At 68.8% G+C, this 11,695-nt stretch carries 11 protein-coding genes and 3 pseudogenes; 9 read left to right on the top strand and 5 right to left on the bottom strand.

Annotated elements, in window-relative coordinates; all coding sequences use genetic code 11:
* Positions 1–833 (top strand): annotated as a pseudogene (locus ACZ7M3_RS52155) (RNA-guided endonuclease InsQ/TnpB family protein); the annotation flags it as partial.
* A 155-nt stretch (positions 834–988) separates the two neighbouring features.
* Here the strand turns inward: ACZ7M3_RS52155 and ACZ7M3_RS52150 are convergent.
* Positions 989–2,077, bottom strand: a complete 1,089-nt coding sequence (locus ACZ7M3_RS52150) for an alcohol dehydrogenase catalytic domain-containing protein (protein ID WP_472073788.1) — start codon at positions 2,075–2,077, stop codon at positions 989–991.
* A gap of 102 nt (positions 2,078–2,179) precedes the next feature.
* Here ACZ7M3_RS52150 and ACZ7M3_RS52145 point away from each other — a divergent pair, with 102 nt between their 5' ends.
* Positions 2,180–3,073, top strand: a complete 894-nt coding sequence (locus ACZ7M3_RS52145; RefSeq protein ID WP_472073786.1) for a LysR family transcriptional regulator — start codon at positions 2,180–2,182, stop codon at positions 3,071–3,073.
* Positions 3,074–3,439: 366 nt separating this feature from the next.
* On the opposite strand, the pseudogene ACZ7M3_RS52140 reads toward ACZ7M3_RS52145, so the two are convergent.
* Positions 3,440–3,541, bottom strand: a pseudogene (locus tag ACZ7M3_RS52140) (IS6 family transposase); the annotation flags it as partial.
* A gap of 274 nt (positions 3,542–3,815) precedes the next feature.
* Here ACZ7M3_RS52140 and ACZ7M3_RS52135 point away from each other — a divergent pair.
* The gene (locus ACZ7M3_RS52135) at positions 3,816–3,956 is read left to right on the top strand and encodes a hypothetical protein (protein WP_472073784.1); all 141 of its coding nucleotides are present in this window, start codon (positions 3,816–3,818) and stop codon (positions 3,954–3,956) included.
* A gap of 55 nt (positions 3,957–4,011) precedes the next feature.
* Here the strand turns inward: ACZ7M3_RS52135 and ACZ7M3_RS52130 are convergent, their stop codons facing one another.
* Positions 4,012–4,365 carry a hypothetical protein gene (locus ACZ7M3_RS52130; RefSeq protein ID WP_472073782.1) on the bottom strand — a complete coding sequence of 118 codons (354 nt, stop codon included), beginning with the start codon at positions 4,363–4,365 and terminating at the stop codon, positions 4,012–4,014.
* 797 nt (positions 4,366–5,162) lie between these two features.
* Between ACZ7M3_RS52130 and ACZ7M3_RS52125 the strand changes: the two are divergent.
* The 4 genes and pseudogenes from ACZ7M3_RS52125 to ACZ7M3_RS52110 form a co-directional block, all read left to right on the top strand.
* A pseudogene (locus ACZ7M3_RS52125) lies at positions 5,163–5,384 on the top strand (transposase domain-containing protein); the annotation flags it as partial.
* A 178-nt stretch (positions 5,385–5,562) separates the two neighbouring features.
* On the top strand, positions 5,563–6,138 hold the full coding sequence (locus ACZ7M3_RS52120; RefSeq protein WP_472073780.1) for an RNA polymerase sigma factor: 576 nt from the start codon (positions 5,563–5,565) through the stop codon (positions 6,136–6,138).
* Complete coding sequence (locus ACZ7M3_RS52115; protein WP_472073778.1) at positions 6,135–6,743, top strand: hypothetical protein; 609 nt, start codon at positions 6,135–6,137, stop codon at positions 6,741–6,743. The genes ACZ7M3_RS52120 and ACZ7M3_RS52115 overlap by 4 nt, the downstream gene beginning before the upstream one ends.
* Positions 6,744–6,952: 209 nt before the next feature.
* Complete coding sequence (locus ACZ7M3_RS52110; RefSeq protein ID WP_472073776.1) at positions 6,953–7,465, top strand: hypothetical protein; 513 nt, start codon at positions 6,953–6,955, stop codon at positions 7,463–7,465.
* Between the two features lie 772 nt (positions 7,466–8,237).
* Here ACZ7M3_RS52110 and ACZ7M3_RS52105 read toward each other — a convergent pair.
* Together ACZ7M3_RS52105 and ACZ7M3_RS52100 are read right to left on the bottom strand one after the other, a co-directional pair.
* Positions 8,238–8,390, bottom strand: coding sequence for a hypothetical protein (locus ACZ7M3_RS52105; protein ID WP_472073774.1), 153 nt, complete (start codon positions 8,388–8,390; stop codon positions 8,238–8,240).
* 327 nt (positions 8,391–8,717) lie between these two features.
* Complete coding sequence (locus ACZ7M3_RS52100) at positions 8,718–9,008, bottom strand: helicase associated domain-containing protein (RefSeq protein ID WP_472073790.1); 291 nt, start codon at positions 9,006–9,008, stop codon at positions 8,718–8,720.
* Positions 9,009–9,353: 345 nt separating this feature from the next.
* Between ACZ7M3_RS52100 and ACZ7M3_RS52095 the strand changes: the two genes are divergently transcribed.
* Both ACZ7M3_RS52095 and ACZ7M3_RS52090 read left to right on the top strand, forming a co-directional pair.
* Positions 9,354–10,676: an eCIS core domain-containing protein gene (locus ACZ7M3_RS52095; RefSeq protein ID WP_472073772.1), complete on the top strand. Its 1,323-nt coding sequence runs from the start codon at positions 9,354–9,356 to the stop codon at positions 10,674–10,676.
* Between the two features lie 168 nt (positions 10,677–10,844).
* A complete protein-coding gene (locus ACZ7M3_RS52090) occupies positions 10,845–11,318 on the top strand; it encodes a DNA glycosylase AlkZ-like family protein (protein ID WP_472073770.1) in 474 nt (157 codons plus the stop codon).
* Positions 11,319–11,695: the final 377 nt, after the last annotated feature.

The following is an 11,695-nucleotide window of genomic DNA, read 5'->3' as shown; positions in this document are numbered from 1 at the left end:
TCCACCCCGCACGACCCTGTTACCCGTGTCCGCTTCCAGGGTGTCGGTCATGTCAGGGTCAACCAGCACCGCGCCGTGGCCGGCCGGGTCAAGACCGTGTCGGTCAAGCGCGAGGGCCGTAAGTGGTTCGTCGTGCTGAGTGCCGAGCAGGACCAGCCGGAGCCGCTGTCCGCGACCGGCTCCGTGGTCGGGGTCGACCTGGGCATCGCGAACTTCCTCGCCGACTCGAACGGCGGGTTCGTGCCCAACCCGCGCCACGGCCGACGGGCAGCCGGGAAGCTTCAGGCGGCGCAGCAGGCACTGTCCCGGTTCCCGCGCCGCACGGCGAAGGAGCGCACCGCCAGCCACCGGCGCGCGGTGGAGAAGGTCGCCCGGCTCCACGGTACGGTGCGTCGTCAGCGGCTCGACCACGCGCACAAGACCGCGCTGGGTCTGGTTCGCGCACATGACTTCATCGCGCATGAAGGCCTCAGGATCCGCAACATGAGCAGGGCCCCCGCGCCGAGGCCCGATCCTGGCCGGCCGGGTGCGTTCCTGTCCAACGGGGCCGCCGCGAAGGCCGGGCTCAACACGTCGATCAGTGATGCCGGTTGGGGGTGTTCCTGACGATCCTGCACGCCAAGGCTGAAAGTGCCGGACGGGAAGTGATCGCTGTGGACCCCCGCAACACCTCCCGCACCTGCCCCGCATGCGGGCACATGGCGAAGGAGAACCGGCCCACACAGGAGAAGTTCCACTGCGTCGCCTGTGGTTACCACGCGCACGCCGACACAGTGGGAGCCACCAATGTTCTACGGGCCGGGCTGGTCCGTCGCGGCGCCAACCCGGCATAGCGAGAAGCCCCCGGCTCCAGCCGGGGGAGGAGTCACTGTTCTGTGGCAGCGGGTACTGGGGGCACAGCGGCGATGGATAGCAGCAGCAGTACGGCGGCCTGCGCTCGTGAGGGCGGTGGGCCGTGGCGCTGACATGCGGAGATCAGTCGGTCTTGTCAGCGAGCCGGTGGGGTGAGGGCGGTGCGGTCGAACGGGCCACCATGTGAGGCGGCGTACGTGACGGCGTCGTTGACGGCATTGAGGGCGAACGACCGGACCCGTTCGGGGGCGAGGTCCAGGGTGCCCGAGGCTAGGAGCCGGATGATGCCGACGTTCGCTGTACGCGGGTACATCCACTGGCCGCGCACGGTGATCGAGTTGCGCATGATCCATGGGTACGGGAGCGCGAGGTCGTCGCCACCGAGCATGCCGACGCCGCCCATGAGAACGACGCGGCCGTACTCGCGCACGGTCATGGCTGCCATGCGCGCCGCCGAGCTGGGTGCGCTCGGCGGTAGCAGGTCGATCACCATGTCGATCGGGCCGTCGCCCGCCGCGGACATCGCCGCGCGGTCGCCGGCCTCGTCCCCGGTGAGCGGGACCGGGCGCACACGCGGACCGAACCGGTCGGCGAGGAGGTCGAGCGCGGCCCGGTTGCGGCCCGGGGCGACCACGCGGCCCGCCCCCATTGCGAGCGCGACCGCGACCGCGCTGCTGCCGAGGTTGCCGGTGGCCCCGCTGACGAGCAGCGTCTCACCGGCTGCGAGCCCGCCGGCCAGCAGCCCGCCGTAAGGGATGACGTGCACGCCGAGCGCGGCCCAGCGGGCCGGGTCGTCCCCCGCGCTGGCGGGCAACGGGAAGACGTTCTCCGTCGGGACCCGCATGAGCTCGGCGAACGATCCGTCGTGCAGGTACCGGGCGAGCCGCGCGCCGCCCTCGCCGCGGGAGCTCCAGCCCTGGAGCGTGATGTCGGGCGTCAGGGCGTCGTCCCGCGAGCGCACCGTGGAGTCGCACCACACCAGGTCGCCAGGGCACAGCCGGGTGGCGTCCGGGCCCACATGGACGACCCGTCCCACGCCGCCGATCCCGGGCACGACGGGCGGGACCAGGGGGTAGTTCCGCTCGCCGCTGAAGACCTCGGCCGCGTACGGGGCCACGCAGGTGGCGAGGACCTCGACCACCACCTCGCCGCCGCCGGCCTCGGGGTCGGGCACCTCCCGCACCATGAGCGGGGCACCGAACTGCGTCAGAACTGCTGCTCGCACGTGATGACCTCCGTGTTCGTCCGTGTTCGTCGCGATCGACACTAGGAGCCCGGCGGACATGCGGGAAGCGACGATCAAGCATCTGTGGTATGCGTATGTCGCATGGACATCTCCAGCACAGGCTTGCGAGTCCTGCGGCAGATCGCCGAGTCCGGCAGCTTCACCGCAGCAGCCACCCGGCTCGGCTACACCCAGTCGGCGGTCTCACGCCAGGCCGCCTCCCTCGAACGAAGCGCGGGCACCGACCTGTTCGAACGCCGCCCCGACGGAGTGCGGCTCACCCCCGCGGGTCTGACCCTGCTGCGCCACGCTCGCACGATCCTGGACTGCCTGACCGCGGCCGAGCGCGACCTCACCGGCACCGTCCCGCGAACCGAACTGGTGCGGCTCGGACTGTTCCTGAGCGCGGGCGCGGCCCTCCTGCCTCCCTCGCTCGCCCGCCTCGCGGCAACCGACCCGCAGATCACGGTCACGACCACCGAGGGCACCACACCCACCCTGATCCGGGCACTGCGCGCGGGTTCGATCGACCTCGCCGTGCTGACGTCCCGCCCGCCCCACCGGCCCTTGGACGGCGAGTCGCCGCGCCTGCACGTCGAGACCGTTGCAGACACCGAACTGGTCGTGGCGGCGCCTTCGGCCGGAGAGTTCGCCGGCCGCACCGCGGTGCACGTCGACGAACTGGTCGACGCCCCGTGGATCGCCACCCCGGCGTCGAACTCCGAGCCACTGCTCGGCGTCTGGCCCGGCCTGCCCGGACGGCCGCACCTCGTCCACTGCGCGCGCGACTGGCTGACGAAGCTTCAGCTGGTCGCCGGTGGCTTCGGGGTGACAACGGTGCCTTCCCGGCTCTCGCCGGTGCTGCCGCCCGGAGTGAGCCTGCTGCACGTCGAAGGCGCACCTCCCGAGATCCGCCGGGTACTCGTGGCGCGCCTCCCCGGCTGCCCAACCCCGGCGATCACGGCCGTCACCCGGGCAATTACCTCGACCACCTGATACGTGCCGCCGAGGCCGTCGGAGTCGGTGCCGTAGCCCGCCGAGGGCGCACACCATCACGTGTATCTCAGCATTCGCCAGGGCCCTTCCAGCAGGAGCACCCCGCTGCAGCCCGAGCAAGTACCCCAGTGACGTCGAACTCGGGCTCTGGCTCAAGTTCTGTGAAACTCGCAGGCCGTGACCGAGATCCATGGCCGGGGCCCAAACTCTGTGGGGGTCCCGTCCAGCATGTGGCATGGTCTGACCTCATGGGGTGCACCTTCTGTCGGCTCATCCGTGAAGACACCGGACGCTGGGTCGCTCGCGGGCCCATGGCCTGCGCCTTCGCTCCGCTGAACCCGCTCGCGCCAGGACACACCCTGGTGATTCCGACATCGACAGCGGGAAGCGGAAGTACAGCCATACGCAGTGGGAGATGATCCCGGCCGGGTACCGGTGCCCCTTGTCCGACGGCGACGCGTCCTGCACGGACACCCTCCTCCAGCATGACCACCCCCAAGATCATCCCACGGGCGGCCAACGTGACAGCACCGTGCCGACGGCATGAGGAGCAATAATCCATCTGCGGTTTTTCCGGTCTTCCTGGTTCGACGTGCCGTCGGCCCACCTGGGCCGCGGCTTGATCCGTGGCTGAGGACGGGACACGCGGACGTACCCGCGCCGAGGCCGCCTACGGCGGCGACCCGCGCCACTCCGGCTGACCAGCCGCAACGGCTCTGGTGTTGTCATTCCAGCGACCTACTTGCTGACCCGTATTCCGTCCGGTCAGCAATTTCGCCGCCTGGTGATGCGTGTATTCCGCGGCGAGTTGGGCTTCGGCGACGACGTCACCGCGCTCGCGTATCAGGTCCTCATAGATCGGCAGCTGATTGTTTTCGGTTGAGCTGTGTGTCATGGTCGGCCCATTTCGTGGCGATCAATCTGAGGCCGGTCCACCGTCAGGCTCGGTTGAGCCGGGCGGCGATCCCGTGGCCGATCGACAAATAGATGACGGCCGGGAGGCCGTAATTAAGGGCAATGCGTAGACTCTCTGTGTCCATCGTGAAAATGTCCTGTGACCACCAGGACAGCCAGTCCGCCGTGCCTCGCACGAATCCGACGAACACATTCGCGCGGTTCGCGTCGAGCAGGAACAACAGGATCCACAGTCCCAGCAGAGCCGCTGCGGTGTCGGCGATCGTGCAGATGGTGAGGGCCGTACGCCGTGTGGTGGCCTGGCGGCGTACAGCGCGGTCCGGGCCTGAGGGCTCGTTGTATGCCTGGTATCCGGGAACCGGGTCGATGTTGCTCACTGGGAAATCCGATCTGACGTAGTGCTGAGTATGCGCGCTCGCGCCAGGGCGCCGGAATTTAGCCGGTCGGCACCCCGCTTCTCTCTGCTTCTGCGTTCCGTATGCACCACGGCGTTACACCGCCGTCTGCGATGTACCAAATATGGCTGCCTATAGGGGCACTTACCCACATGTTCATGCGACAGGGCACTTTTCCGGACTGAATGGAGGGGTGTGATTCGAGTGCCGCCGCAGTCTCCAGCGGCCGGTGTTTGCGCAATTCGTGACCAAGTCATGAAGGAGGTCAGTGCATCCCTTCATACGGGTGTCGGTCTCGCGATCATCTGCGTTCCCCCGTGACACTCCTGACGTGCGGTGCGCTGTCGGAAGTGACCCCGGGCGGGGTCATGGCGCCCCTCCTCCGAGGGGAGGGCACGGAGGCGCCGACGTGCTGGGGCAGGCTCGGTTCCCCCCGTATCCGGGCCTGCCCCTGCTCTCCCAGTGCGCAGGGTGCCCCAGGGGTGTGACGGCCAATGCCAGGAACTTAAGAAGGTCACTGGCCGTGTTGGTCACGGTTTGGGTGCCAGTCGTGCGCTCCACCGGACGCACGGAAGCTCCTCGTCTACGACTGGTGATTGTCGAGATCAACCAGGTGGGCGAGGAGCTTCCTTGTCGGGTCATGGAGCCATGGGTACGGGCTGGTCTTCCAGCGTGGGACGGTTGTTGACCGGTGTCGGTGGTGGAGTGCTGGCCCAGCAGGTCCCGCCGGGCCTGGTCGATGAGGTGCTGGAGGCCACCGGCCGCTCGCGCGCCGGTTCCGGGCACTGCCCTCGCGGTTGGGCGTCTACTTCGTGTTCGGGTTGTGCCTGTTCAGCGACCTGAGCTACGGGAGCGTGATCGCCACGCTGGTGGCTGGGTGCCGGAACCGGCTTGAGGCCGTGGGGTGGCGCCCGCCGTCGTCGACGGCGCTGACCAAGATGCGTCGTTGGCTGGAGGCTGCCCCGTTCGAGCTGCTGTTCCGGCGCCTGTCCGGGGCATGACCATCGGTCAGCACAGCAGGGCCGCATGCGTTCGGGCTGCTGCTGGTCGCGTGGGACGGCACCAGCCCGGTCATGGAGCGATGGGCGCGGTCCTGCCGAACCGAGCTCCTCGACCGCACCCTCTCAGGCTGTGGTGAAAGGAACCGGCCGGTGCCGGACAGGACGGGTTGTGGAATCCATGACGGAACAGGAGATGCGCCGCGGTCGAAAGGCGCGCTTCGAAGGACTGGCGCAGGTGGTGGCCGAACCACTGCACCGGTATCTGCTACGACGGACCAGCCCCGACCTGGTCGATGACGTCCTGTCGGACACGATGCTGGTGCTGTGGCGTCGCCTCGACGACGTTCCAGGTCTCGGGACCGCTCCCGCCCCCGATCCCGACGAGGTGCTGCCGTGGTGCTACGGAGTGGCGCGGGGCTGTCTGGCGAACGCCCACCGCGCCGACGGACGCAGGCTCCGCCTGTTGGAGCGGCTGATCCGGACCCAGCAGCACCCTCCGGCGACGGCCGCCGACCACTCCGACCTGCATGCCGCGCTCGACCGCCTCGGGGAACTGGACCGCGAGGTGGTGCGACTGTGGGCCTGGGAGGAGCTGGCGCCGCGTCAGATCGCGGAGGCGACCGGGCTCACCCCCAACGCCGTCAGCCTGCGGCTGCACCGGGTGAAGAAGAAACTCGCCACCCAGCTGGGGCCGGCACGACAGAACGCCGACCGGGCCGGACACAAGCCGGATGAAGGAAGGAGCAGTCAGTGAACGACGACGAACTGCTGGCCCGACTCAGGGCTGCGGACCCGGCACTGACCCCGAGCGCTCCGCCGCACGACATCAACCGCCTTGTGGAGGCTGTCTTGAACACCGACACCGCACCCCGGTCCGAGAAGACCGTCGACGACAGCACGACCCGCCCTGTGAAGACCGTCGTGGGACGGGGACGTCGCCGTCTCCTCACCCTCGCGGCCGCCGCCGCGCTGCTTCTCCTCGGAGGCGGCATCGCCGGAGGGATCATGCTGAACGACGACAAGGGTCACTCGTCCGCGTCCGCTCCGCTGGCTCTGACCAGCGAGAGCAACGGGGCCAGCGGCAAGTGCATGCCACCGACCCCCGAGTTGCTGAGCATCTATCCGACGCTCTTCGAGGGGACGGTGACCTCCGTCAAGGGGTCCTCGGTCACCTTCCACGTCGACCGCTGGTTCCGCGGCGGTGACACAGAGACGGTGCAGCTCCAGAACGGCGACCCGAGCGTCTCGGAGACTCTGACGTTCCAGGTCGGAGACCACTACATCGTGGCCGCCACCAAGGACGGCGGCGTCCCGTGGTGCGGTGTGGCCTCGGGGGAGTCCTTGGATCTGTTCCACTAGACATCCGCACGGTGAACTGGGCCCGATCCCCGAGCCCGGTTCACCACACACACGGACGGAACTCGGCTCAGGCCTTGCCGAGTAGCTCGGGTTCGCCTCGGAGTACCTGTATGTAGGTGCCAGTTGGCACTTTGGCCGCTGGGCGCGTGCGCATGCCCGGCCAGGAGCGAAGATACGGCTGTGAGCCGGCCAGATGAAGGGTGGGGACAGTGAGGGCTGGCGAGGAACGGGAGCGTTGGGAGTCGCTGCCCAACGTTGGCCTGGGACCGCTGCGGTTTGGGATGAGTTCGGCTGAGGTCGCCGACGCGCTCCAGGTCTCAGGGCCCCAGGAACGTGCGGGTGGCCTGTACCGACGGGAAGACTTCGCCGACGGGGTGGCGGCGTTTTACGACGCGGGCAAACTGGCGTGCGTGGCGTTGGATGCGGTCACCGGTCCGCAGGTCTATCTTGCAGGCTTCGCACTGGCGGGCCGCGATCCCGAGCAGGCGCACCAGTACCTCCTTGACTACGCCGCTGAGCACGGCAACTGCCTGTTGTACACCCCCGATGACTCCCTTTCCCTGACCGATCTCGGGTTGCTTCTGCGGGCCCAGCAGATTGTGGATGTGCGCTTGTCGCGCCCGCTCTTCGTGATCGAGGAGTGGTTGGACTCGGAGTACTACCGCGAACGCCTGCCTCTTGAAGGCACCCCGGCCACGCATGGATGGGCGGGGCCTTCGTAGCGCGCGAGCTGCTGCCAGGCTGTGCCGGTACCCGGCCCGCCGCAGGGACCGCTACCCGGAGCCGATCGGCCGCTGATGCCTATGCTGCCGACCGTGGGGACGGTGCGGTCGGCGGCCGCCCTGACTTTGACTGCGTGCTCCGGGGCCCGGACCACAACGGGGGAGGGGCAGCGCCGGGCCGCCCCACCACCAACCTGCCCCCCACGGCCACCCCTACGCAGCACGGTCAGTGCCGGTTTCTGAGCCCTATAGCGTTACATGAAGGCGTCACGGTGCGACGCCTTCTGAACGCGATTGCCTCTGGCGATAGGCCCGGGTGCGGCACCTCGGTGAGCAGTACAGGGCATCCACCCTTTTGTGGTTGCCGCCCGTGACCTCGCCGACGAACCACCAGCCCTTGCAGACCGGGCACCGCTTCTTCGGCCGGCGGTAGGGACGGCCCTCGCGCAAGGCGGCGGCGAACTCCACGTTGCTCCGCCACCACTCCTCCCGCTCACGCTTCCATCTCCACGCTTTCGTGCGGCAGGCCGCTGAGCAGTACCGGCGTGACTTCCGGCAGCCCTGGGGCAGCGGGCTGCCGCACTGGCTGCAACTCCGGACGCTCTTCCTTGCCACAACTCCAGGATCCCCCTGGACGGTTCTTGCGACCAGGAACGCAAGGGAGCCGTTCGCCAGACTCGGCTTTGTCTCGCCGCAGGTCAGGGCCACCGCTCGACGGCAAGATCAATGAGACGGGACAACAGGAACCCGGGAGCGTTGATCGCCAGGTGTCTCACTGTCCGTGATCGTGGCTGTCGACCTGCTCGGGGGGCTTGTCATCTGGAGGGGGCGGTGGTGGTGAGGGGAACAGGAGGACTTCGAAGAGGTCCAGCGCCAGCAGCAGGAGCAGGAGCAATACCGGCACGAGCAGAGCCAGCACGACCACGATGCCTCCCGACGAAACGGTGATCACGGGAACGGTGCGGCGGTAGAAGGTTCAGTCTGAGTGTGGGCTGAATGGGTGAGGGCCGCATGCCCGAGGCGAGGGCGTGTAAGCCGTTCGGGTGACATTGGTTCGGCGTCAGCCTGTTCCCGCAGGTACTACCCAACGTCGCTCACGTTCTGTCGATCGGTAATGCACAATGGGCGATCCACCTTCCTCTCCGTGGACGCTTGGGGGAGGTGGCTTCCTGCTGCTGTGGTCACCGTGGCAGGCCAGGGCGGTCGCCTTGTCATTCCCTCACCGGGGCGACCGCCTGCCGGCCCGGCCGCCCTACCAGCGCATGCCCAACGCATCCAACGCCGCACGCCGTTCGGGGCTGAGCCTGGCGGCCCTTCGGCGGCTGTTGTCCAACCAGGCACCCAGCTTCACCGCCACCTCCTGGCCGCCGTTGCCTTCCCCGTCCGCACCCACCAGGATCGTTTCGACGTGCTTACGCGCCGGACGCAGATGCCCCTCGCGAGCATGGAACTGCTGCGCGGCAGCGAGATTGGTCGCCCACCGGTCCGCCTGCGCCGCACCACCGGCCCCACCCTCATCCGGATCGACCCTGACCGACTCCAGAAGGAACTTCTGCGCGGGCGGCCAAGACCTCTACTGCTCCGCCGCCGCACCTGCCCTGCCAGCTCCCCGAACCAGGAGGAGAGACGTCATGAACGCTCAGGATTCGGGCGCGGCCCGACACGAACTGCGCATCAATGTGCCGGATGACGTCTACGAGCAGCTGCACCCTGGACCCCGGGGGCCGTTCTCGCCCCTGGCGAGAACAGGTCGGCCCACACGCGGATCATCGCGGCATTGGATGTGCCCGTCCGGTAAATTGCTTGCTGCCCGCCCGTACCTTGCGCCAGCGGCTCCCCGCCACGTAGCCAAGGAAGTTGACGATCTCACGCCAGAAGAGGGGCTCCCGTGCACGATCACGAGAAGGCCGGTTCCCACACCGGGACGGGCAACAGCCGTATCCCTGCCCGTCGGCCCGCATCCGCCCCGCCCGCGCAGCATGGCCTGCTCGGCCTACAAGCCGCTGCGGGCAACGCCGCGGTGGTCCAGATGCTCCGCGGCGCCGACCATCCCTGGGCCCGGGAACAGCACGAGCACGGCGCCGGCTGCGGCCACCAGGAGATCGCGACCTCGCCCGCACCGGTGCAGCGCTCCGCCGTCCACGACGTGCTCCGCAGCGCCGGAAAGCCCCTCGATGAGCCAGTGCGCCAGGAAATGGAGGCGCGGCTCGGCGCGGACTTCTCCGACGTGCGCGTCCACGACGACAACGCCGCCCGTGCGTCGGCCACCGAGGTCGGCGCCCGCGCCTACACGTCCGGCAGCCATGTCGTCATCGGCGCCGACGGTGGGGACAAGCACACCCTCGCCCATGAACTGACCCATGTAATCCAGCAGCGTCAGGGCCCTGTGGCCGGTACGGACATGGGCAACGGACTCCGCGTCTCCGACGCTTCCGACAAGTTCGAACGCGCCGCGGAGGTCAACGCGCAGCGCGTCATGCAGGCACCGCTCGATGTGCAACGCGCCGTGGAGCCACGGACCGCCCCCGCCGCCGCCCACGAGGGTCGTGGCGGCCCGGTCGCCGTACAGACCGCGCCCACCGATGGGAAAGGGAAGCCGCCGCCCGTACCGAACAAGCCCGACAAGCTGAGGCTCGGCGGGGCCGCGCAGACCTCCAGCGCCGACCAGACCAACTCGGCCGGGCATACGTCGGCCGCCGCGGAGCCCGCGCAGGCGCAGTCCGACACCCCCGCGCACGGGTACACGCTCGCCGGATCGGCCAGCCTGGTCTTCTTCCGAGCCGATGGGCGCTCCCCCGAGGGCATCCGGCAGGCGAACGGGATGAGGTCCCGCAACAACACGTCCGTCGCGACCGAACTCGCCATGTTCCTTGAGGACCCGATCGCCTACGCCCGGGCCCATGTCAGCAGCCCCAAGCCGACCTTGGTCTCCACGGCGCTGGACGAGGACTGCGGCGGGTACGCCAGCAACGACCGGCACCTCTACCGGATCCAGGTCAGCGGCTGGCACAAATTCGCCGCGCCGCCCGCGCGGAGCAAGATCCTGACCAAGCCGACGGTCTACGCCAACAGCACGTCCCTGGAGACCGCGACCGCGGCCGTCATCGGTCCCGTCGGCCCCACCCAGGAAATGGATTTCATCGGGGGAATCCCCCTGGCGGCCATCACTGACTGCCGCCGACCGGGGGAGAGCGGCTTCAGCGCGCTCTGACGCCCGCGACGGGGGGCGGTGCCTGCCCGGGTGTGGGGTCTCACTGCTGTTGCGGTGACTGCATGCCGTTGACCTGCGGCGCCGCAGATGGATTGCGACGGGTTCTGGACTCTGTGTGGGCTGTTTGACCTGCGGTCCTGCAGGTTGGGTGAGACTGCCGCAGGTGCGGTGAGAACGCCCATAGTGGTGGCGGTGCCGGGTCGTACGCGCCAATACATCATGTGCCGACCGGCGGCCCCCGGATCCGCGGCGCAGGAAGCGGACGCCGGGGTGCGGCTGCTGCTCGCCTACCTGCAGGCGTTCGGGCCCGCGTCGGCCCAGGACTTCACCCGGTTCACCATGCTGAAGCGCCCCGCGATCACCCAGGCACTGCACGAGCTCGGCGACCAGGTGCTACGGGTGACAGGCCTGGGCCGCGCCGCCCTATTCGACGTGGGGGACGCGACCGTGCCCGCCGAGGACACCACGGCGCCGGAGAGTCTGCTGCCGATGTGGGACGGCGCCCCTATGGCCCACACCGGCGCCGGCTGGGTCGTGCCCGAGGGGTACCGGCCACTGGTCGCCCGGCACAACGGCGACATGCTGCCCTGCCTGCTCGTCGACGGGCAGGTCGTCGGAGTGCGGCGCGCAGCCGACGGCTGACTGGAACTGACGGTCTTCCACAAGCTCGGCAAGGTTGCGTGGCAAGGTCTGACCGGGGAGGCGGAGAGGCTGTCAACCCCTGCTCGCCGACCGCGATCCAGCCGTCTCCCGGTGCTACGGACACTGGTGGAACAAGGGGTTTCCCGTTACCGAGAGCGCAATCGTCAAGGACTGACTACTCCGTCCGGCTCCGCCCCGCGGCTCTCAGGGCCCGCCGCCACGTCGCGTAGCGTCCCGGCGAGCTGATCGACCACGTGACGATCACGAGGCTGCTCCAGTAGCGGGAGTGTCTTTTTCTTTGTGTAAGCCCGGTGCTCGTACCTGTTCTTACTGGTCGGTGACGCGGTCGCCGTAGTAGCCGGCGAGGGTATTGATGG

It is taken from the genome of Streptomyces sp. NPDC111656 (assembly GCF_055656965.1).
This window is presented reverse-complemented; position numbering and strand designations above follow the sequence as displayed.

Excerpts from the sequence above, each read along its gene's own strand:
- ACZ7M3_RS52120 (WP_472073780.1), top strand. The coding sequence starts at position 5,563 with ATGACGGAACAGGAGATGCGCCGCGGTCGAAAGGCGCGCTTCGAAGGA.
- ACZ7M3_RS52145 (WP_472073786.1), top strand. The coding sequence starts at position 2,180 with ATGGACATCTCCAGCACAGGCTTGCGAGTCCTGCGGCAGATCGCCGAG.